We start from the raw sequence: 20,751 nt of genomic DNA, 5'->3' as shown, positions 1-20,751 counted from the left end.
TGTCTTCCTAACGTGACAGGTGATCCGGCATCTCAGGTTGCCACAACCTCACTCCCTGGCCCCCGCTCCGATCAAGCGCCTTCTCGTACGCCTTGCCGTGGGGGAAGGAGACGAGCTCCAGCTGCATGCCCCAGGGGGTGAGGAAGTACACCCAGCGCTGCCCCTCGCTCGGGCCGGTGCTGTCGGTCGGCTCCCCCAGGACGGTCACGTCGTACGCCTGCAGGTGCGCCACGGCCGCGTCCAGGTCCTGGACGTAGAAGGCCAGGTGATGGCCGCCTATGTCGCTGTTGCGGGGCGGGATCGGGTGCTGGTCCGGAGACTCGTACTGGAACACCTCGAAGTTGGGACCGTTGGCGCAGCGGAAGAAGCCCAGGCGGTGCATCACCGCTCGTGGATGGACGTTGAGATTGTCGGCCATCCACGTGCCGTCGGACCGGAAAGGGCCCAGGGTGTAGACCAGTTCGCATCCGATGACCTCGGTGAAGAACCGGGTGGCCGCGTCCAGGTCGGGCACTGTGAAACCGACGTGCTCGACCCCTGCCAATCCCGGCAGGCCGCGGCTGCCGACCGGACTCACCGCCGCCCCCGGGGCAGCGGCTCGGACGGCCTGCGGCGCTTGGGGACCTCGATGGCCTCGACGATCAGGCCAACGCTGTCCTGGGTGTCGAAGTAGGCGAACCCCCCGTCGCCGCCCTGCCCGTACCCGCTGCCGGACTGCAGCAGAGCGACACCACTCGCCGTCACCTCGCGGATGGTCTTCTCCGCGGACGGAACCCGGAAGCCCAGGTGGTGAAGGCCGTAGCCGTGCTCACTGATCCACTCCGTGTAGATGCTCGGCCCTTCGAGCGACTCGATCAGTTCGACCTGCGGGGCGCTTCCGGCGAGAGCGACCCGCATCCGGAACCTGCCCGGCTCGCCACGGTAGGCCAGGTGGGGAACGGTGTCGGGCCCGTAGGTGTAGATGAGCCAGTCGTCCTTTCCCAGCAGCGCCGACCAGGTGGCGACGCCTGCCGCCAGGTCGGGTACGAGGATGCCGACCTGGGCCACCGGCAGCCCCGCCAGGGGCGCCGGCAGCACAGCGGGATCCGGGAGGCCGGCCGAGGGACCGCTCATCGCAGGGTCTCCCGCACGAAGTCGCGCACCGTCTGGTTGAACTCGACGGGGTTCTCGATCATCGGGTAGTGGCCGGTCCCCTCAAGGACCGCGATCTGACTGCCGGGGATACGGTCGGCGACCTGCTCGACCATTTCCTGCGGGACCAGCCAGTCCGCGTCGCCGCGCAGCAGCAGCACCGGGCTCTCGATCCGACCGACCTGATCGCGGCGGTCGAAGCCGGCGTAGCCGGTGAGATCTGCGGCGATCACCTCCGGGCAGACCCTGCGCAGTTGCCACACGACCTCGCGGGCGCGGTCGGGCGGGGTGCGGTGGCCGGTCATGGAGCGGGACCAGCCTTCCAGGATCTGCGGACCGTTCAGCAGCAGCATCTCCAGCAGCGTGTCGCTGACGGTCGGGGTGTAGTCGGAGCCCTCGGCCGAGATGACGGCGCGGTAGAAGTCCGGCCGCCGGGAGGCCAGTTCGAGAACCATGTTGCCGCCCATCGAGCACCCTACGATGACCGGGTTCCGCAGGCCGAGAGCTTCGATGAACGCCTCGTTGAAGTCGGCGTGGTCGCTGATGTCACGGAAGGCACCGCCGGCCGGTTCGAGGGTCTTGCCGTGGCCGGGAGCGTCGATGGAGATGACGCGGAACTCGTCGGACAGTCCCTCCACGACGTGGCGGTACATCAGGGTGTCCTGGCCCGCCGCATGAATGCAGACGATCGGGATGCCCTCACCGGCCTCCTCGTAGTACGTCCGCAGACCGTTGACCTCGATATAGCGCCCGGTGAGGGCGGTGTGGCGGCCCGTCTCGGGGTCGGGAGAGTAAGGCCCGGGCTCGGCTGCGGGCCTGCCGGCCTTGGACAGCGCGCCGAGCAGACGCCACATGGCCTTGACGTTGCGCATGGCGGCGATCCCGTCGCCCTCCACGGTGATGCGGCCCAGCCCCGGCGAGGTGCCCTCGAACCAGTCGGTCCGCCCGTCGATCACGCGGCGCCACTCCGCGTCCGGGGCGACGATGGTGATGTCGGCTCCCTGCGGGTGAGGTCCCTGCCGCACAGAGACGACCCGCCCGTCGCGGGTGTCCACCGTCCAGGAGCTGTGGTCACTGCGGAACTCGATGCGGGCGGGGAAGTACCTGGCCGCCTCCGCCCACTGGGAGTCCGCGTTGAGTTCGGTTCGAACCGCCTCCCACCAGGACTCCTGCTCGAACTCCTTGAGGTCACCGGGGCCGCTCGGTGTCTTCACCATGACCATCCTCCATTGGATCCATGTTTCTTAAACGTAGACCTTCACGCTCCAAACGAGGCCAGTCAATGCCCATGCCTGTAATGCTTATGTAACATATTGATAACGTAGCCTTGCATGTGGATCCATTCGACGGGACTGTGGGACAACCGCAAGAGCTGGGTGTTCGAGCCCGGCCGAGCCATGTGCTCATGTCTTGGAGGCGTCCGTGCCCACACACAAGAAGCTCAGCCCAGCTGCCCCCTGGGTCGAGGTCGTCGCGACGAAGAAGGACTGGGACGCTGCCGATCCAGCGCTGCTCATCTCGATGTTCACCCAAACGCTCCTCATCAGGACCTTCGAGGAATACGTCCTCTCCCTCGCGTCCCAGGGCCTGGTACACGGGCCCGCCCACTCCAGCATCGGCCAGGAGGGCGGCGCTGTCGGCTCGGTGCTCACGCTCACCGGCAGCGACTACGTCAACGGCTCACACCGTGGACACCACCAGTTCCTCGCCAAGGCACTCGGCTACGTGGCCGCCGACGGCATCGACCTCAGGGCCCCTCTGCCGGACGCGGTCCGCACGGTGCTCTCCCGCAGCCTGTCGGAGATCTGCGGCCTCGCTGACGGGTTCTGCCGCGGGCGCGGCGGATCCATGCACCTGCAGTGGCGCGAGGCCGGCGCCATGGGCACCAACGCCATCGTGGGCGGCGGTGTCCCCCAGGCCGCCGGATTCGCCTGGTCGGCCCGGCATGCCGCCACGGACGCGGTCTCCGTCTCCTACTTCGGTGACGGTGCGGTCAACATCGGCTCCGTCCTGGAGACCCTCAACCTCGCCGGGGCCTGGCATCTCCCGGTGTGCTTCTTCATCGAGAACAACCAGTACGCCGTCTCCACACACGTCAACGAGGTCACCGCCGAACCGCGGCTGTCCGCACGCGGGCCGGCCTTCAACATCCCCAGCTGGCGCGTCGACGGCATGGATCCCCTCGCCGTGTACCTGGCGACCGGCGAAGCGGTCGCCCACATGCGGGCGGGCGGGGGCCCCACGGTCGTGGAGGCCGACGTCTACCGCTTCTTCCACCAGAACGGCCCCTTCCCGGGCAGCGCCTTCGGCTACCGCAGCAAGGAAGAAGAGCAGGAGTGGCGGGAGCGGGACCCGCTGGCGCTCATCACGTCCCATCTGCTGCGCCGCGGCATCCTCACCGAGACGGAGGCGGCCCGGTGCACGGAACGTGCCAAGGCCGAGATGGAGGCTGTCGCAGGTGAACTCCTCGAGCCGGTGCCCGGGGGAAAGCCCGGCCGGCGGCAGATCAAGCCGCACCTGTGGCCGGACCCCGATTTCCGGGATGTGGGTGTTCGCGGAGACCTCAGCGAGTTCGAGGGGGTACGGACCGCCGATCTCACCTCCTTCCGGGGGAAGCTGAAGGAGCGCAGGTTCATCGACGCGGTGGCCGAGGTCATGGGCCGGCGCATGGCCGAGGACGAACGGATCGTCGTGCTCGGGGAGGACGTCCACCGTCTCAAGGGCGGTACGAACGGCGCCACCCGCGGCCTCGCCGAGGCGTTCCCCGAACGCGTTCTCGGCACGCCCATCAGTGAGAACGCCTTCGCCGGTCTGGCCGGCGGCATCGCGCTCGAGGGGCGCTACCGGCCGGTCGTGGAGTTCATGTACGCGGACTTCATGTGGGTCGCCGCCGACCAGCTGTTCAACCAGATCGGCAAGGCCCGGCACATGTTCGGAGGCGGCAGCGACGTTCCCCTCGTCCTGCGCAGCAAGGTCGCCATGGGCACCGGATACGGCTCCCAGCACTCCATGGATCCGGCCGGGATCTTCGCCACCGCTCCGGGCTGGCGCATCGTCGCGCCTTCCACGCCCTTCGACTACATAGGCCTGATGAACAGTGCGCTGCGCTGCAACGACCCCGTCGTCGTCCTGGAGCATGTGGACCTCTACCCGACCACGGGACAGACCCCGGCGGAGGACTTGGACTTCTGCCTGCCGGTGGGGAAGGCCGCCGTCAGGCGGACAGGTTCGGACCTCACCGTGCTGACCTACCTCGCCATGACGAACTACGTCCTGGAGGCCGTGGAGAGCAGCGACATCGACGTTGAGGTGATCGATCTGCGCTGGCTGGACCGGGCGAGCATCGACTGGGACACCATCGGCATGAGTATCCGCAAGACCAACAACGTCCTGATCGCCGAGCAGGGAGCCGTCGGCACCTCCTACGGCGGCTGGCTGGCGGACGAGATCCAGCGTCGCTTCTTCGACTGGCTGGACCAGCCCGTCCAGCGGGTCACCGGAGGTGAAGCGTCCCCGAGCATCAGCAAGGTGCTGGAGCGGGCCGCCATCGCCCAGGCCGACGAGGTCGCCGCACAGCTCAAGAAGATCACCGGTCGCTGAACCGCCGACATCTACGCACCACGGAGGAAACCATGGCTGAGCTACTCCGCATGCCGGAGGTCGCGGCCGGTTCGACAACAGCGGTCCTGTCCGGCTGGCCCGTCCCCGAGAGCACCTCGTTCCGCGCGGGCGACGCGGTCGCGACCGTCGAGACCGACAAGGCCGAGGTGGACGTTCCGGCCCACGCGGACGGAACCCTGATCAAGGCGCTCGTTCCCAGCGGTACCGAGGTCGAGGTAGGCAGCCCGATCGCGGTCATCGCCGCGCCGGGCGAAGACGTGGGTGACCTCGACCGCCTTCTCGCCAAGCTCGGTGTCACGGAACCGGTTCAGGCCAAGCCGGTCGTCCGGCGGGAGGTTCCCGGGACGGAGCAGACCGCGTCGCCGAACCTCACCGCCCGGCCTGAGGACAGGCGGACCTTCTCCAGCCCGTTGGCCCGCCGGCTGGCCCGCGACGCGGGTATCGCCATCGGCACCATCACCGGAACAGGGCCGGGAGGGCGAGTCACGCGGGACGATGTCAACGCCGCGATCGCCGCCCGGACACCGCGGCCCGCCGGCCCCGCTCCGGCTCCGGCCTCCGAGTCCCCCGGCGCGCCCCGAGCCGCCGCGTCCGGCACCGACGCGGCGTACGACGTGATTCCGCACTCACGGATCCGGCAGGCCATCGCCGGCAGACTGACGCAGAGCAAGCAGAGCGCCCCCCACTTCTACGTCAAGGGACAGGTCCGCGTCGGTGAGCTCCTCGCCCTACGGCAGCGGATCAACACGGACGGCGGGGTGAAGATCTCCGTCAACGACCTGCTCATCAAGGCCATCGCCGCGGCTCACGCCCAGGTGCCCGAGATGAACACCGTCTGGACGACTGACGCGGTGCGCCGTTTCCACACCGTTGACGTAGCGGTCGCCGTCGCCACGGACGGCGGGCTGGTCACCCCCGTGCTGCGGGGTGTCGAGTCACTGTCCCTGTCGGCTGTCTCCGCCCAGGTCCGCGCCTTCAGTGAGCAGGCCCGCAACGGCACGTTGCGCCAGAGCGACCTGGAGGGAGGTTCGATCACCATCAGCAACCTCGGCATGTACGGGGTCGAGGAGTTCAGCGCGATCATCAATCCGCCACAGGCTGCCATCCTGGCCGTCGGCACGACGACCCGGACACCGGTTGTCGCCGAGGACGGCGGCCTGGAGGCAGCGGAGGTGATGACGCTGACTCTCTCCGCAGACCACCGGCCCGTGGACGGCGTGCTGGCGGCACGGTGGTTCGCCGCTCTGCGGGAGAGCATCGAGAAACCGGTCCGGCTGATGCTCTGAAAGATGCCTGCTCCGCCCCGGCCGAGGCCCCCGGGGCGGAGCCCCAGGTGTGGACGTCGATCGCCGGACCGGAAACCGGCGCGGCTCATGTGGTGTTTCGGTCAGTCACCGTGGCCGATGACGGCGGTGACGCGGATCTCGACGCGCATCCTCGGGTCGCCGAGGGCCGGAACACCGAGCGACGAGGAACGCGGCTTCCGCCTCCGCATCATGAAAAGCGTTACGTACACAGTAATGCTTTTGCTGATCATCACCGGTTATCGTGAGCTGCATGACCACCACCAGCACGTCCCGGCCGGTAGGTGAGCTTCTGCGCCAGTGGCGGGAGCGCCGGCGAATGAGCCAGATGGACCTGGCGATCCAGGCGGACATCTCCACCCGGCATCTGAGCTTCGTGGAGACCGGAAGGTCCAAACCGAGCAGGCAGATGATCCTGCACCTCGCCGAAGAGCTGGAACTCCCCCTCCGCGAGCGCAACCACCTGCTGCTCTCCGGCGGCTTCGCACCGCTCTACTCGGAGACACCGCTCAACTCCCCGCACATGGCGTCCGTACGCGAGGCGCTGGGGCAGGTGCTCAGCGGGCACGAGCCGTACCCGGCGGTGGTCGTCGACCAGCGCTGGAACCTCATCGACCGCAACCCCGCCACCGGGCTGCTGCTGCGCGGGGTCGCGCCCGAGCTGCTGGTCCCCCCGGTCAACGTGCTCCGGCTGAGCCTGCACCCCAAGGGCATGGCGCAGCGGATCATCAACCTGGGCGAGTGGCGGGCCCACCTCCTGCACCGGCTCCGCCGCCAGATGAGCCTCACCGCCGACCCCGACCTGGCCGCGCTCTGGCGGGAACTCGACGACTACCCCTGCGACCAGCCGGAACCCGAGATAGACCGGCCCGGCCCCGGTCACATCGTGATCCCCCTCAGGCTCCGCCGAGGCTACCGGGAGCTGGCCTTCTTCAGCACCATGGCCACCTTCGGCACCCCGCTGGACATCACCGTCGCCGAGCTGGCCATCGAGGCGTACTTCCCCGCCAACCCCGAGACCGCCGCCTACCTGCAACACCAGCACCACCCGGACTGACCCGGGTGGTGGAAGGCGTACGCGGGGGTGCGGCACGCGCCCGCACCGCACCCCCGCGACCTCAGCCGGAGACCCCGGCTCCGGACCTGTCGGCACCGGACTCATCGGCACCGGACTCATCGGCACCGGACTCATCGGCGCCGGGCTCGTCGGCGCCCGACCTCCCCGCGCGCGACGCCGCGATCCTGGCGAGGACGACGTCGATCACGAGGAAGGCCAGCAGCGAGATGCCCAGCAACGGGAGGAACACGCCCACGGCGATCACCACGGCCGCCAGGGGAAGGATCACGACCAGGGGCAGCCTCCGCAGGCCGCCGCGCCGGTAGGGGGCGCCGAAGCCCCGGGTCGGGCGGCGCAGCCACCACATGCGGTAGCCCCACACGATGACCGAGATCAGTGCCACTGCCAGCACGGCCAGCAGGATCTGGTTGGCCAGGCCGAACAGCACGCCCATGTGCCCGTCGATGCCCCACCGGATCAGCTTGGCCACCACGGGGAAGTCGTCGAAGCGCAGCTCGGCGGTCACCTGGCCGGTGGTGGGATCAACCGCCACCTGGTCGTTGCGCTGCGGCCAGAGGCGGTCCATCTCCTTGACCACGTACGAGCTCCCCGGCTCGGACGACGGCCAGACGACCTCCAGGGGCCCGGACAGGCCGCTGCCCGCCGCCGCCCGGACCACCTGGTCGGCGTCGACGCCCTGGGTGCCGCCTCCCCCGTGCCCCCCGGCGGCGTGGTCACCGTGGCCGCCGGAGGAGGGCATCGACGGGGTGGACCAGCCGAACGAGGTCTGCAGCACGTCGACGTTGGCTCCGGCGTACTTCGACCAGGTCAGGCCGGTGGCCGACAGGGCGAGCAGGCCGATCAGCGCCCACAGGCCGACCGAGCCGTGCCAGGAGAGGGTCCTGCGCAGGCCGCGGGCGCCGCGCTCGGGCGCGACGACGCGGCGCAGCCGCTGCCCTGCCCGGCGGCGACGGGTCAGCCAGAGCACCAGCCCGCCGAGTCCGACCAGCCAGAGCCAGCTGGCGGCCATCTCGCTGTAGACGCGTCCCGGCTCGCCCAGGTGCAGGTGACGGTGGAGCTGGGAGATCCAGGTCCGCACGGGCAGGGCGCCCGAGCTGCCGTAGCTCTCCAGGGCGCCCCGGACCTGACCGGTGTACGGGTCGACGAAGACCGCCAGGCGGGTGCTCTCCGCGAGGCCGGGCACGTCGAGCAGTACCCGGGTCGTCTGGCCCGGCTCGTCAAAGGTCCGTACGGCTCCGAGGGTTCCCTCGGGGTGCGCGGCGGTGGCGGCGGTGATCTGTTGTGCCAGCGGCACCTTCTGCTGCCCCTCCGGGACGGGGACGGTCAGCTCGTGGGCGTGGACCACCTGCTCCAGCTGGAAGGAGGCCGCGTACAGCAGGCCGGTCACCGCCGCCACCAGCAGGAAGGGCGCGACGAGGAGGCCGGCGTAGAAGTGCAGGCGAAGCAGGAGCGAGCGCAGCGTCGCCCAGGTGGAGGGCGTGCGGGGGGTGGACGGTGTGGACGGTGTGGACGGCCCAGCCTCGGGCTGGAGCTCGACGTTCGACGTCATGGAGGTTCTCCGTTCGCAGGGAACGCGCGCACCGACAGGTACGCGTCACCGCGGTGTGGGGTTCGGTTCGACGGTGCGGATCCGGTTCGCCGGGACGGCCGCCGCGAGAGCGTGACGGCATCGGGGCAGCAGGCCGGGAGGGCACTGCGAGAGCCGGGCTCGCCGCCCCGGGCGGGGTGGCGGGACGCCGGCTCACCGCCCGGGAAGGGCGCGAGGGAGTTCGGGCCGATCGGCCATGGCGGGACCCGGGTTCACCGTCCGGGAAAGGCGCGACGGCTCACGGTCCGGGAACACGCGGTGTCCGGAGTCGCGTGCCCGGCGGGCACGACGGCGTCCGGGCGCGCGGGCCCGATGTCAGATGGCGAGCGGAAGCGCGGGCGGCCCGCGACGTGACACCGCGGCGGCGAGCAGCCGGGTGCGGAGCGGCACCCGGTCGTCGGGCGCGGCGGGCGGGGCGACGCGGCAGGCGACGGGCGCGCGCCACACCAGCAGGGTGAGGACCGAGGCGAAGAGCAGGAACAGGAGCATGGCCAGGCCGCACTCCCCCCGCTCCAGCCAGTGGGCGGACAGCAGCGCCATCACGGCGTGCACCAGCAGCATGAACACACCCGCGTACAGGCCACCGGTACCGTGCTCGTGCCCGGTCACCGGTGTGACCTCACCGGAGGTGAACCACAGGTGCATGCCGTACTGCGCGGCGAAGCTCGCCCCGAGCAGCATGCCGAAGCCACGCTGCCGCCGGGCGAGGAGGAAGGCGCCCGCCGCGGTCGGCGGCACCGCCCAGACCAGCACGCCCGGCCCGACCGGGCTGCCTCCGGCCAGCACGTGCATGGCCAGCGACGCCGTCACGCACACGACCGCGAACACCGCGGCGCGCAGGAGGCGGAAGGCGTGCATGGGGTAATGGTGACAGAAACCAGTGCCTTCGCCATACCCCCGATTCGTAGTAAAAGTGTGGATTTGTACCACTCGGTGGGCGCGTCACGACCGTGTTCCGGTGCCGCTCACCCGCGGGGCCCCGGATGCCCTCGGTGCTCGCGTACGGGACACCCGCGGGAGCGCGAGTGCCTGTGCCTGCCGTCATGGTCTCCGGAGCCCCGCACTCTCGGCTGCCGGAAGCGCGGGGCCGCCGGAGAGGGCGGCACGGCCCCGGCTATCGGGCGACCTTGGGCGCGTGGTCGGCCACCTCGACCTTCAGCAGCGCCGTCGAGGTCAGCACGCTGCCCACCGGGGCCCCGGCCCTGACCGCGTCCACCACGACGACGCGCTCGCCCAGGTACAGGTAGGTGACGGGGTCGAAGATGTACTCGTGCCGCACCCCGCCCTCCCGGTTGGCCATGGCCGCCGCGACCCCCGTGCGTCCCGCCGCGTCCTTGACCCCGTCGACGGTCTCGACCCCGGGGATCGTGCCGGTCGCCGCGAAGAGCGCGGCCCGCTGGGCGGCCGGCAGGTACGCCTGCGTGATCATCGAACCGACCCGCCCCCAGGCCTCGTAGTGATCGAGGGGTCCCCCGGACAGACCGGTGTAGAGGTGCTCGCGCATCCCCGCGGGGTCGGTGGGCAACCGGCTCAGGTGGGCGTAGTCGGTGCGCAGGTGGTCGGGACGGATGTCGATGCCGTCAAGTCTCGACGGCTCGCCCCCGCCTCCCGCCCGTCGCCTGGCCTCGGCGGGCAGCGGCTCTCCCGGGTAGGGCTCCGGTTCCAGGTGCCTGACCGACATGACCCCCTCGTCCAGGGGAGAACCCTCGACCGGCAGCCAGAGCTTGATCATGCTGCGGTCGAGGTAGCGGCCCTCCTCCAGCTTGACCGGAAACATGGCCTGCGACTCGTAGACGAGGAACTGGCCGGGCCTCGGGTGCAGCTCGTCCTGCCGGCTCGCGGTGTCGGCGGCGCGCCGGAGGACCTCCACCACCGCCACGGGCGCCACCCGGACCGCCGATTCCGACGAGGGGAGCGAACGGGCGCCGACAAACGCGACCCCGGTGACCGCCATGGCCGCGGCTCCCAGTGCGAGGCTGGTACGGAGGTTCGCCCGAAGGCTCACCGGACGGCCCGGCAGGCGGCCCGTCCGGCGACCGGAACGGGCGGGCGGCGCCGTGCCGGGAGCGGCGATCTCCGACAGCAGCCGCCGCTCCTCGGCGCGCAGCTCCGGCGCTCCCGGCCGGGGCACTTCCGAGCGCAGCCGGTTCAACTGGGTCATCTCATTCATGGACGGATTCCTCGCTGACAGACGTGGGATCGACTCCGCCGAGTTGCCTGCGTACCTTGCTCCGGGCGCGGTTGACGCGCGAGCGGACCGTGCCCACCGGGATGCCCAGCGACCGGGCGGCCTCCGAGTAGGTCAGGCCACCCCACGTCACCAGCAGCAACACGTCCCGGTGGCCCGAGGGCAACCTCGCCAGGGCGGCCGCCAGGCTCCGCCGTACCGCACCGGCGCTCAGCCGCTCGTCGCTGCGCTCGGTGAACGGGACGGTCACCGGATCGACGCCGGTCCGTTCGAGAACGCGCAGTTGCCGCACCTCGACGCGCCGGTGCCGCCTGATCAGGTTGGTCGCGATGCCGTACAACCACGGGCGCGCGCTGGGCTGGGACGGGTCGTAGCCCTCCCGCCCGCGGAACGCCACCAGAAAGGTGTCCGCCACCACGTCCTCCGCCGCGTCGACCCCCAGCCGCCGGGTGACGTAGCGCTTGATCTCCGGCGCGTGCCGGTGGAAGACCTCGGCGAACGCCTCGGGCTCCCGCCGGGACCGCTCGATGAGGGAGGCGTCGTCGACCCCCGCCCCCTCGTCGGGGAAAAGGACCGCGCCGACCTCCGTCCCGGTCCGGCTCGTCTCGCTCATATCCGGCCTCTCGGCTCTCGGTCAGGACACCCGTTGTTGCCTCCCCGGGCGCTCGCGGTTCCCGAAAGCGGCACGGCGATCCCGCCGGGAGTGAGATGACCGGGCCCTGCCCCGGCACACACCCCTCGGAACGCGCGGAACCTCACCGGCGGCCGGATGTACTCGCGCCCCCGTCACGCCGGGGTGAACTCCAGGTAGGAGACGGCGGGCATGGGCAGTGTGAACTCCAGCCGCAAGGTCCCATCCTCCGCGTGGACGGTACGGGCGGGTTCCAGCTCGTCCAGGCTGTTCGCGGTGTGGAGCCGTTCCCACTGCTCGCCCTCGGGCCAGTCCGCGCCCCCGCCGATCTCCGCCCAGACCGCCCGTATGTTGGAGTGCCTCTCGTCGATCCGGTGGTGGCTGACCGCGTACTCCCCCGTGGCCAGTCCCTCGACGGTGAGGGTGACCTCGCGCGACAGGATCTCCTCGCCGTCGGCTCTGTCCTGGTCGAGGGTGCCGTTCCACACCAGCACCCCGACGACGCCGGTGGCCGAGCGCGCCGCCCACGCCTCGACTCCCGCGACGTCGCCGGTGGCCGAGCAGGCGAGCTCGTCCGCGCCCAGCCGGTCGGCCAGGGTGAGCGCGAGATAACGGGGCTTGCGCAGGTTGCCGACCGTGAGCAGGCCGAACCCGCCGTGGAAGAGTGCCGGTGGGCGGCCCAGCTCCTCGAAGTGGTCCGAGGCCACCCAGTGGGCCAGCGCGTCCACCCGTCCGGCCGCCGACCTCATCCCGTGCAGCAGGAACGCCGCCCCGAACGGCCCGTCGCCGATGCCGTGGAAGTGGGTGGGGGTCGGACCCCACTCCGTCCACCAGATCGGCGTGCCCTCGCGGCCGTGCTGTTCCAGGACGGGCCGCCAGTCGAGCGGGGCGTTGCCGTAGGTGTGGGTGGAGATGAAGTCGAGCGCCGCGCCCGAGGCGTCCACGTGGTCGATCAGCTCCTGGACCCAGCCGTTGGCCGCCGACGACGGGCCGCCGACGCGGATGTCCGGGTGGACGTCCTTGACCGCCGCCGCCGACACGTCGTACAGCCGGAAGAACTCCTGTGGCGTACCGCTCCAGAAGACCTCCAGGTTGGCCTCGTTCCATACCTCGAAGGCCCAGTTGTCGACCACCTCCCGCAGGCCGTACCGGTCGACGAGGTGCCGGGTGAGGTCGCGGACCAGGTCGCCCCACCGGTCGTAGTCCCTGGGCGGTGAGATGATCGCCCCGTAGCCGAAGACCGTCTTCGACGGGTCGGAGGCCAGGTCGCGCGGCATGAACGACAGCTCCACGATCGGCCGCATGCCGAACGCGGTGATCGTGTCGTAGACCTCGTCCACCCGGGTGAAGTCGTGCACGGGCTTCCCGCCGTCCTCCCGGTAGACGCCGAGGTCGTCGCAGAGGATCGCGTGGGCGCGCACGGTCTCGACGCCGAGCTCCTCCCGCATCGTCCGCAGGGCCTCGGTCAGCTCGGGGCCGATCGGGCGCCCGCCCACGGTGTCGGCGGACAGCATGTACGACAGGTGCTCGGAGCCGATCATGTACTTCCACGGCCTGGGCAGGGGCCGCGTGCTCGCCGAGGCGTCGACCCGCAGGGCCGCCGCGCCCGGCTCGGCGAGCGGCGCGGCGAACACCGGTCCGGCGAAGGGGCCGGTCCGCTCCACGGTGGTGATGGCGGCGACCCGGTACCAGGCGGGTTCCCCGAGCGTGTCGACGTAGCGCGGATCCGGCACGGCCGGTACGTCGACGTCGCGCTGCTTGGTCGAGGTGTACGGCCCCTCCTCGGCGGGCGCGCGGTGGACGATGTAGCCGATGGCCCCGGCCACCGGTTCCCAGGTCAGCGTGACGTGCCCGCCTCCGCTGTCGGCGCGCAGATCGCGAGGGGCGGCGACCTCGACCCGTCCGGCCGCGGTCACCTCCCCCGACGCCTTGTGGATGCGGGCCTGCCAGTCTCGGCGTGCGGCATCGGCCGTGCTCATGGATACGTCTCCCCGATGGTCGGTTGGTGGATGTGCACGTTGGAGTACGGCTCACCTGGGGGGCACGACGGCCCACTCCTCCTGGCGCAGCACGGGGGCGAGTTTGGCCGTGACGTCGCGGGTCGCGAAGTGGCGGCGCAGGCTGTCGCCCGCGAGCGCGTTGCCGAGTGCGATCATGATCATTCCCTGGTCGAGGGCGAGATACTGCTTGGCGACCTTGCCGCTGCGCACGGCCACCGCGTCGTAGAAACCGCCGGGTCCGTAGGAGTCGAAGTTCGCCCTGAGCCTGGCGAGGTTGCCGAGGGCCGCGTCCGGCGCGTGGCGCAGCGCGAGGAACGACGCGTGCGGGGTGACCACGCCGTCCCCGTAGGACTCGGGTTCCGGCCGGCCCTCGCGGCATCCCTCGAACCCGTAGTCGACGGAGGTGCGCTCCTGGTCGGAGGTGTAGCCGGGGGTGTCCATGCCGATCGCGTCCACGCCGTACTCGCGGTAGCCCCCGGCGGGGTCGTTGGACGGGGAGAAGCCCCAGTATCCGTACTTCGCGTCGTTCATGCCGTGCTCGATCTGGGCGGCCACGTAGACCGGCTGGTTGCGGCCCCAGCTCCTGGCGCCCCAGACGTCCTCCGGCACGAGCTGGGTCACCATCAGCTCCTCGAACATGCTGCCGCCCCAGGTGGGCACCAGGCGCATGCCGCGGTAGCCGTACGTGCCCTCGAAGACGTTGACGCCCATGTACGTGCGCCAGGCGCCGACCGGCTTCTGCTCGGCCCACGACCAGTCGCAGGTGTCGGGGAAGGTCCGCCACATGCCGTAGTAGTGCTCGGGCGGGAGCTGGCCGAGGACGATGCCGACGTAGCTGGCGATCCTGGCCTCGGTGAGCGCGCCGTAGTGGTGGCAGGTGGAGTAAACCGTGGTTCCCGAGCCGTTGTAGTCGCTCTCGACCGAGCAGCCGGTGGGCTTCTCCGGCCAGAACCCGCCGCGCAGCAGGCCGGTGCCCGCGTCGGGCCGCGCCTGCGGGTCGTAGTAGGACTCGAAGTCCATGCCGCTCAGCAGCGCCCCGGCCTGCTTGGAGACCTCGGGCACGGCACTGCGGATCATCATGAGGGCGGCCGCGAGCCAGCCGTTGTCGACGCTGGACAGGAACGGCTGGACGGCGGAGCCGTTCTCCGGCCAGGTGCGCACGATCCGCAGCGTGTGCGGGTCGTACCAGTTGTAGAACTGGCCGGTCGGGGCGTGACGCTCCAGCTTGGCCGTCGAGCCGAGCGTTCTGGCGACGCGCCGCTGGGCCTCACCCCGGGAGATGAGGTGGGTGTCGCGGGCGGCCACCGTACTCCACAGGTAGGTGGCGATGTTGGTCGGCGAGGTCACCTTGGCGCGGGTGCCGGGGTCGAGCGAGCCGTCGATCTTGTCGGAGGGCAGCCCGGTCGCCGGGTCGGCCATCGCGTCCATGGATTTCCAGGTGTCCGCGGCGTAGCGGCGCAGCAGTTCCCGCTGCCGCGCCGCTGTCAGGGGGGCCGCTGTCAAGGAGGCCGCTGTCAAGGGGACAGAGGGGGAGACGAGGGGAGACGCGGAAGGGGGGAGCGAGGGGGCGGGGGAAGGGGCGGCCGAGGCGGGAGAGGGGGCGGCCGTGATCAGGGCGAGACAGGCCGCCAGGGCGGCCGCGTGACGACGACGCACGGGGGCTCCTTACGTGGGTTACTTGAGTCCGGTGGAGGCGATGCCCTGGGTGAAGAAGCGCTGCAGGAAGACGAAGAGGACCAGGACCGGCAGCACGACGACCACCGCCCCGGCGATGAGCAGGCCGTACTGGGTTCCCTGGTAGCCGTTGAAGATCGCCAACGCGACGGGCAGCGTGTACCTGTCCTCGCTCTGGGCCACCACCGCGGGCCAGAGGAAGTTGTTCCACGAGCCGAGGAACGTGATCAGGCCGAGCGTGGCCAGGGCGGGCTTGCAGAGCGGCATGACGATCTGGAAGAAGATCCGGAACTCCCTGGCGCCGTCGACCCGTGCGGCGTGGATCAGCTCGTCGGGGATGTCCGCGATGAACTGACGCATCAGGAAGATGCCCAGCGGGGTGACCAGGCCGGGCAGGATGATCCCGAGGAAGGTGTTGACCAGGCCGAGCTTCGCGATGAGCACGAACTGCGGGATCATCACCACGATGGCGGGCAGCGCCATCTGTGTCAGGACCAGCGCGAAGAGCACGTTCTTGCCGCGGAAGGCCAGCTTGGCGAAGGCGTACCCGACCATCGAGCAGAACAGCAGGTTGCCCGCGACGGTGGCGAGGGCCACCACCGCGCTGTTGGCGAACACCTGCGTGATGTTCATCTTCTCCAGCAGCTCGCCGTAGTTGCCGAGCGTCCACCGCACCGGCAGCAGGTCCGGCGGGTCCCGCCTGATCTCGGTCTCCGGCTTGAACGAGGTGAGCAGCGTCCAGACGAACGGGAGCACGACGAGCGCGAGCCCGGCGCTGAGCAGCGCGTACGTGGAGAAGCGGCGTTTCACCTGGACCTCCCGACCCGGAACTGCAGGACCGCCAGGGCCACGATCACGGTGAACAGGACGCTCGCGGCGGCTGCGGCGTAGCCGTAGTTGCCGGAGCCGAACTGGTTGTAGATGGCGAGCGACGCCGAGGTGGTCGCTCCCGCCGGACCTCCCCTGGTCATCACCAGCGGCTCCTCCATGAACTGGGCGAACCCGATGGAGCTGTAGACGGTGCAGAACAGCAGCGCCGGGCGGAGCATCGGCAGCGTGACGGAGCGGAAACGCTCCCAGCGTCCGGCGCCGTCGACCTCCGCCGCCTCGTACAGCTCCCTGGGGATGCCCTGCAGGGCGGCCAACAGGACGACCATGTCGAAGCCGAAGCTCCGCCAGGCGGTCATGACGATGATCACGGGAAGCGCCAGGTTCTCGTCGGCGAGCCAGCGGGGGCCGTCCACGCCCACCGCCGCGAGCACCTGGTTGACCAGTCCCGCGTCGGGTTCGAGCAGGAACCTCCAGGCCACCGCGACGCCGATGATGCTGGTGACGTACGGCAGGTAGTAACCGAGCCTGAAGAACGCGGCGGGCAGCCGGGCGATCCCCGAGTTCAGCGCCACGGCCGCGCCCAGGCCGAGGGCGATGGTGAGCGGGAGCGCGGTCACCACGAAGATCAGCGTGTTGACCGCCGCCTTACGCATGAGCTCGTCGTCGAACAACCGCAGGTAGTTGTCGAGCCCAACGAGGTTCACCCCGAGGGGATCGCGCACGTCGGTACTGCGCATGTCGGTGAAGCTCATGCCGAGTTCGACGAGGAGCGGTCCCGCCCAGAACACCGCGAACATCACGACGAAGGGCGTCACGAAGACCCAGGCCAGACCGGTACGGCGGAACCCTCCCCCGGATCGCCGCTCCTTGACGGGGGCGGGTCCGGTGGACTCGCGCGAGCCCACCCGCTCGCTGACCACCATGGTCAGACCCCGGTCCCGATGGTCTCGGCCTGCTCCTGGACGGTCTTGGCCGTCTCCTCGGCCGTCTGCTTGCCCAGGGCCATCTTCTCGATCTCGGTCTCCATCACCTTGGCCACCTGCTCCCATGTCGGGACGGCGGGGACGGCCTTGGCGTCCTTGAGCTGCTCGCCGAAGACGGTGACGCGTTCGTCGGCGGTCAGCGCCGGGTCCTGCCAGGCGGCCTCGACGCTGGGCAGCGCGTTGACCTTGGTGTACCAGGCGGCCTGGACCTTGGGGTCGACGAGCCAGCGCAGGAACTTCCAGGCGGCGTCGCGGTTCTTCGCGTCCTTGAAGACCACCATGTCGCTACCGCCGACCAGGCTGGTGCCTCCCGCGCTCCCCTTCGGGTAGGGCGCGACGGCGAACTTCTCACCGAAACCGTCGCCGCCCTCCTTCTCCAGGCCCGCGATCATCCACGGCCCCGAGTAGAAGGCGCCGACCTTCCCCTTGACGAACGTCTGCGGGAAGGCGCCGGTGGGCTGGTCGGTGCTGGAGAGCCCGCCCTCGAAGAACGAGCCGTACTGCTTGAGCGCCTGGACCATCTGGGGCGTGTCCAGCGTCCACTTCCCGCCCGAGACGATCTCACCCCCCGCCTGCCACACCAGCGGCAGCACCTCCTGCCAGGAGCCCTGCCGGAAGTTCTGCTCGACGCCGAGCGAGGCGCCCCCCTTCTCCTTGAGCGCCCCGACGAAGGCGGTGGTCTCCTCCCAGGTGACGGGCGGCTTCACCGCCGCCCTCGAAGCGAGGTCCTTGCGGTAGTACAGGGCGCGGGTCTCGACGTACCAGGGCACTCCGTACGCGGTCCCGTCCACCTCGACCGTGCCCCACGCGCCGGGGAAGAACGTCGACTTGTCGATCAGGCCGGCCGGGGTGGGGTCGAGGGCGCCGGTCTTGGCCATCTCGCCCATCCAGGTGCTGCCCAGCATGGTGATGTCGGGGGTGGCGTTCCCCGCGATGGCCGCGGTGATCTTGTCGTGGGCCACGTCCCAGCCGAGTGGGGTCACCTTGATCGTGATGCCGGGGTTGGCCGTCTCGAAGTCCTTGGCGAAGGCGCCCAGCGCCTCCCCCTCGGCCCCGATCGCCCAGACCGTGACCTCGCCGGTGGCCTTGCCGGTGTCGACGTCCCTCGCCTGTTCCGCGGCCCCTCCACCACTCCGGCCGCACCCGGCGAGCACCAGTCCCAACGCGAGGATCCCGACGGCGTACTTCTTCACTTTTCCTCCAGGGGGTGAGGACCGCAGCTGGATCGAACGATCAGCTGGGTGGGGAGAATCTCGGAGTTCGGGACGGTACGAGCACCCTTGATGAGCTCGTCCAGCGCGCGAGCGGCGCGGGCGCCGAGCAGGCGCATGGGCTGGCGCACCGTGGTGAGGGCGGGCCTGGCGTGGCGGGCGGCCATGATGTCGTCCCAGCCGGTGACCGCCACGTCGCCCGGCACGTCGAGGCCGAGTTCCTCGGCCGCCAGGATGACGCCGAGGGCCACCTGGTCGTCGGCGCAGATCACCGCCTCCGGCCGGCGCGCTCCACCGGGTTTCCCGCCGAGCAGCGTCCGCCCCGCCGCGTACCCGCCCTCCACGGTGAGCTCGCAGGACAATGGCTCGGGGGGCCGGATCCCGTGGCCGGACAGGACCCGCCTGACTCCCGTCCAGCGCTGGGTGACGTCGCCCCGGTCGTCGTCCCCGGCCAGGGCGAAGGTGGAGTAACCGTGTCCGAGCAGGTGGGTGGTGAGCGCCTCGGCCGACGCGGTGTTCTCGCTGCAGACCGCGTCCGCCCGCTCGACGGGATCGCGCGCGAGCAGGACCAGCGGCGTCCTGCTCCTGATGATCTCGTCCACCACGGCGTCCTCGACGGTCCTGCCGAAGATCACCATGCCGTCCACCCGGCCGACAAGGTCCCTGACCAGGTCCTGCACGGCGGCCCGCCCGCGCGTGGACAGGATGAGCACGGAGCGGCCGAGCTCGGAGGCCACCTCCTCGTACCCGAGGAGGACCTCGGCGAAATAGGGGCCCGACAGGTCAGGGAAGACGATCCCGTTGGCCGCGTGGCGGCCCTGGGCGAGAGAGACGCCGAGACGGCTCGGGGTGAAGCCGAGCTCCTCGACCGCCCTCAGCACCTTCTCGCGCGTTCCGGCCGCGACGGGGCCGGTGTTGCGCAGAGCCCGGGAGACGGTGGCGATGGAGACGCCCGCCCGCTGCGCGACCTCGTAGATGGTCGCCCCCTGACCTTCGTAACTGTTTGACACCTGTCGTCCGATCTCCCAGCGAGTGGAAGCGCTTACACTCGACGGCGGCAGAAGGTGGAAGCGCTTACAGTGAATGATCGGAGTCAACCACCGGGCGGAATCATCAGTAAAGACCTGTTACGTCACCGTTACCAAACGAGCACAGCGCCACCCCGGACTCCGTGATACTCCACCGGGAAGAAGGAGCCCCTCCGGAGATCGGCTCCGGCACCCGGTCCACCACCGGTACCTCTGGTCCCCCGAACCCGGTTACCTGGACAATGCGCATATCGATCGCTCTCCCTCGATGCCTTCGCGCACAGTCTCAAATCTCAAGTTTTGTTGACGTCAAGCGACAACGAAAGGATCATGCCCGTGCACCCTCCCGACCATGACCTGCAGGGCTACCGCGACCGGGTGAGAGGTTGCCTGCTGGGCGGTGCGCTCGGCGACGCGCTGGGGGCGCCCATCGAGTTCGAGTCGATCGGGAGGATCCACAGGCAGCACGGGCCCGCGGGAGTGACCGGGCTGGTCCCCGACTGGCGCGGCGCGGTGGGCCTGATCACCGATGACACGCAGATGACGCTGTTCACCGTGGAGGGGTTGATCCGCGGCGGCGACGTCGGCGCGGTCCACCACGCCTACCTGCGCTGGCTGGACACCCAGCAGTACCGCTCCCCCGGCCCTTCGGGGAACGACCCGATCCGCACCGGCCTGCTCCGCGAGCAGAAGTGGCTCTACTCCCGGCGGGCCCCCGGGAACGCCTGCCTGTCGGGCCTGCGACACCGGGGCGCGGTCGCCCCCGCGCCGTTCGGCGAGCCGGGGCCGGTCAACCCCGATTCCAAGGGCTGCGGAACGGTGATGCGTTCGGCCCCGTTCGGCCTGCGCGCACGGAGCCCCCGGAGTCCACGGCACGCCTTCGACCTGGCCGCCGAGTGCGCCCAGCTCACCCATGGCCACCCCACCGGCTACCTCGCCGCCGGCGCCTTCGCGGCCATCGTGCACTTCCTGGTTACTCCCGCCGAGCAGACCTCGCCGGACACGGCGGAGGACGAGCCGCTCGCGCGGGCCGTACGGCAGGCGACGGACCTGCTGGAGACGTACCCCTCGCACGAGGAGACCAGCCGGGCGCTGCGCACCGCCGTGTCCCTGGCGGCGAAGGGGGATCCGAGCCCGGAGCGGGTCGAGTCACTCGGCGGGGCGTGGGTCGCCGAGGAGGCGCTGGCCATCGCGGTCTACTGCGCCCTGGCGCACCCCGCGCCCGGCGACGTCGGGCGGGCGCTGCTGCTCGCGGTCAACCACTCCGGCGACAGCGACTCCACCGGGGCCGTCTGCGGCAACCTGCTGGGAGCCCGGCACGGCGAGGCCGCGCTTCCCGCCGGCTGGCTCGCCCACCTGGAGGGCCGCGACGCCATCACCGAGCTGGCGGACGACTTCGCTGCCTGGTCCACCGGAGATCACGAGATCACCGGCGCCTGGCTCAGGAAGTATCCCGGCGCCTGACGCCGATGCCGGCCGGGAC

The 20,751-nt window shown here is 70.6% G+C and carries 17 protein-coding genes; 4 read left to right on the top strand and 13 right to left on the bottom strand.

Annotated features, from left to right (window positions below):
* Nucleotides 1–7: 7 nt before the first annotated feature.
* The 3 genes from ABT061_RS04525 to ABT061_RS04515 are packed head-to-tail and all read right to left on the bottom strand — an operon-like array spanning nucleotide 8 to nucleotide 2,348.
* Nucleotides 8–577 carry a VOC family protein gene (locus ABT061_RS04525; protein WP_350912585.1) on the bottom strand — a complete coding sequence of 190 codons (570 nt, stop codon included), beginning with the start codon at nucleotides 575–577 and terminating at the stop codon, nucleotides 8–10.
* A complete protein-coding gene (locus tag ABT061_RS04520) occupies nucleotides 574–1,113 on the bottom strand; it encodes a VOC family protein (protein ID WP_350912583.1) in 540 nt (179 codons plus the stop codon). Before ABT061_RS04520 ends, ABT061_RS04525 begins: the two co-directional genes overlap by 4 nt.
* Entirely contained in the window at nucleotides 1,110–2,348 is a 1,239-nt protein-coding gene (locus tag ABT061_RS04515) for an alpha/beta fold hydrolase (protein ID WP_350912581.1), read from the bottom strand. The genes ABT061_RS04520 and ABT061_RS04515 overlap by 4 nt, the downstream gene beginning before the upstream one ends.
* Nucleotides 2,349–2,553: 205 nt before the next feature.
* Between ABT061_RS04515 and ABT061_RS04510 the strand changes: the two genes are divergently transcribed.
* From ABT061_RS04510 to ABT061_RS04500, 3 genes are all read left to right on the top strand, one after another.
* Complete coding sequence (locus ABT061_RS04510; protein ID WP_350912579.1) at nucleotides 2,554–4,731, top strand: alpha-ketoacid dehydrogenase subunit alpha/beta; 2,178 nt, start codon at nucleotides 2,554–2,556, stop codon at nucleotides 4,729–4,731.
* Nucleotides 4,732–4,763: 32 nt separating this feature from the next.
* Nucleotides 4,764–6,038, top strand: coding sequence for a 2-oxo acid dehydrogenase subunit E2 (locus ABT061_RS04505; protein WP_350912577.1), 1,275 nt, complete (start codon nucleotides 4,764–4,766; stop codon nucleotides 6,036–6,038).
* A gap of 271 nt (nucleotides 6,039–6,309) precedes the next feature.
* On the top strand, nucleotides 6,310–7,113 hold the full coding sequence (locus tag ABT061_RS04500) for a helix-turn-helix domain-containing protein (RefSeq protein ID WP_350912574.1): 804 nt from the start codon (nucleotides 6,310–6,312) through the stop codon (nucleotides 7,111–7,113).
* 61 nt (nucleotides 7,114–7,174) lie between these two features.
* Here the strand turns inward: ABT061_RS04500 and ABT061_RS04495 are convergent, their stop codons facing one another.
* The 10 genes from ABT061_RS04495 to ABT061_RS04450 form a co-directional block, all read right to left on the bottom strand.
* Nucleotides 7,175–8,683 carry a PepSY-associated TM helix domain-containing protein gene (locus ABT061_RS04495; RefSeq protein ID WP_350912572.1) on the bottom strand — a complete coding sequence of 503 codons (1,509 nt, stop codon included), beginning with the start codon at nucleotides 8,681–8,683 and terminating at the stop codon, nucleotides 7,175–7,177.
* A gap of 354 nt (nucleotides 8,684–9,037) precedes the next feature.
* On the bottom strand, nucleotides 9,038–9,580 hold the full coding sequence (locus ABT061_RS04490; RefSeq protein WP_350912570.1) for a hypothetical protein: 543 nt from the start codon (nucleotides 9,578–9,580) through the stop codon (nucleotides 9,038–9,040).
* Between the two features lie 256 nt (nucleotides 9,581–9,836).
* Nucleotides 9,837–10,892: a CU044_5270 family protein gene (locus tag ABT061_RS04485; RefSeq protein ID WP_350912567.1), complete on the bottom strand. Its 1,056-nt coding sequence runs from the start codon at nucleotides 10,890–10,892 to the stop codon at nucleotides 9,837–9,839.
* Nucleotides 10,885–11,523: an RNA polymerase sigma factor gene (locus tag ABT061_RS04480; RefSeq protein WP_350912565.1), complete on the bottom strand. Its 639-nt coding sequence runs from the start codon at nucleotides 11,521–11,523 to the stop codon at nucleotides 10,885–10,887. Before ABT061_RS04480 ends, ABT061_RS04485 begins: the two co-directional genes overlap by 8 nt.
* Nucleotides 11,524–11,696: 173 nt before the next feature.
* Nucleotides 11,697–13,520 carry a GH39 family glycosyl hydrolase gene (locus tag ABT061_RS04475; protein ID WP_350912563.1) on the bottom strand — a complete coding sequence of 608 codons (1,824 nt, stop codon included), beginning with the start codon at nucleotides 13,518–13,520 and terminating at the stop codon, nucleotides 11,697–11,699.
* A 51-nt stretch (nucleotides 13,521–13,571) separates the two neighbouring features.
* Nucleotides 13,572–15,197: a glucoamylase family protein gene (locus ABT061_RS04470; RefSeq protein WP_350912561.1), complete on the bottom strand. Its 1,626-nt coding sequence runs from the start codon at nucleotides 15,195–15,197 to the stop codon at nucleotides 13,572–13,574.
* A gap of 18 nt (nucleotides 15,198–15,215) precedes the next feature.
* Nucleotides 15,216–16,025, bottom strand: coding sequence for a carbohydrate ABC transporter permease (locus tag ABT061_RS04465; RefSeq protein ID WP_350912559.1), 810 nt, complete (start codon nucleotides 16,023–16,025; stop codon nucleotides 15,216–15,218).
* Nucleotides 16,022–16,969 (bottom strand): carbohydrate ABC transporter permease, encoded by a 948-nt coding sequence (locus ABT061_RS04460; protein WP_350912556.1) that lies wholly within the window; start codon nucleotides 16,967–16,969, stop codon nucleotides 16,022–16,024. Before ABT061_RS04460 ends, ABT061_RS04465 begins: the two co-directional genes overlap by 4 nt.
* A gap of 2 nt (nucleotides 16,970–16,971) precedes the next feature.
* Entirely contained in the window at nucleotides 16,972–18,222 is a 1,251-nt protein-coding gene (locus ABT061_RS04455) for a sugar ABC transporter substrate-binding protein (protein WP_350912554.1), read from the bottom strand.
* The gene (locus ABT061_RS04450) at nucleotides 18,219–19,250 is read right to left on the bottom strand and encodes a LacI family DNA-binding transcriptional regulator (protein WP_350912552.1); all 1,032 of its coding nucleotides are present in this window, start codon (nucleotides 19,248–19,250) and stop codon (nucleotides 18,219–18,221) included. The genes ABT061_RS04455 and ABT061_RS04450 overlap by 4 nt, the downstream gene beginning before the upstream one ends.
* A 348-nt stretch (nucleotides 19,251–19,598) precedes the next feature.
* Here ABT061_RS04450 and ABT061_RS04445 point away from each other — a divergent pair, with 348 nt between their 5' ends.
* Nucleotides 19,599–20,732, top strand: coding sequence for an ADP-ribosylglycohydrolase family protein (locus ABT061_RS04445; RefSeq protein WP_350912550.1), 1,134 nt, complete (start codon nucleotides 19,599–19,601; stop codon nucleotides 20,730–20,732).
* Nucleotides 20,733–20,751: the final 19 nt, after the last annotated feature.

The organism is Streptosporangium sp. NPDC002544, from assembly GCF_040295965.1.
Lineage (GTDB): Bacteria > Actinomycetota > Actinomycetes > Streptosporangiales > Streptosporangiaceae > Streptosporangium.
This window is presented reverse-complemented; position numbering and strand designations above follow the sequence as displayed.

Bases quoted from the DNA above. Each gene is read 5' to 3' on its own strand.
- ABT061_RS04505 (WP_350912577.1), top strand. From the start codon at position 4,764: ATGGCTGAGCTACTCCGCATGCCGGAGGTCGCGGCCGGTTCGACAACA.
- ABT061_RS04475 (WP_350912563.1), bottom strand. From the start codon at position 13,520: ATGAGCACGGCCGATGCCGCACGCCGAGACTGGCAGGCCCGCATCCAC.
- ABT061_RS04495 (WP_350912572.1), bottom strand. From the start codon at position 8,683: ATGACGTCGAACGTCGAGCTCCAGCCCGAGGCTGGGCCGTCCACACCG.
- ABT061_RS04500 (WP_350912574.1), top strand. From the start codon at position 6,310: ATGACCACCACCAGCACGTCCCGGCCGGTAGGTGAGCTTCTGCGCCAG.
- ABT061_RS04485 (WP_350912567.1), bottom strand. From the start codon at position 10,892: ATGAATGAGATGACCCAGTTGAACCGGCTGCGCTCGGAAGTGCCCCGG.
- ABT061_RS04490 (WP_350912570.1), bottom strand. From the start codon at position 9,580: ATGCACGCCTTCCGCCTCCTGCGCGCCGCGGTGTTCGCGGTCGTGTGC.
- ABT061_RS04515 (WP_350912581.1), bottom strand. From the start codon at position 2,348: ATGGTGAAGACACCGAGCGGCCCCGGTGACCTCAAGGAGTTCGAGCAG.
- ABT061_RS04520 (WP_350912583.1), bottom strand. From the start codon at position 1,113: ATGAGCGGTCCCTCGGCCGGCCTCCCGGATCCCGCTGTGCTGCCGGCG.
- ABT061_RS04445 (WP_350912550.1), top strand. From the start codon at position 19,599: ATGCCCGTGCACCCTCCCGACCATGACCTGCAGGGCTACCGCGACCGG.
- ABT061_RS04460 (WP_350912556.1), bottom strand. From the start codon at position 16,969: ATGGTGGTCAGCGAGCGGGTGGGCTCGCGCGAGTCCACCGGACCCGCC.
- ABT061_RS04480 (WP_350912565.1), bottom strand. From the start codon at position 11,523: ATGAGCGAGACGAGCCGGACCGGGACGGAGGTCGGCGCGGTCCTTTTC.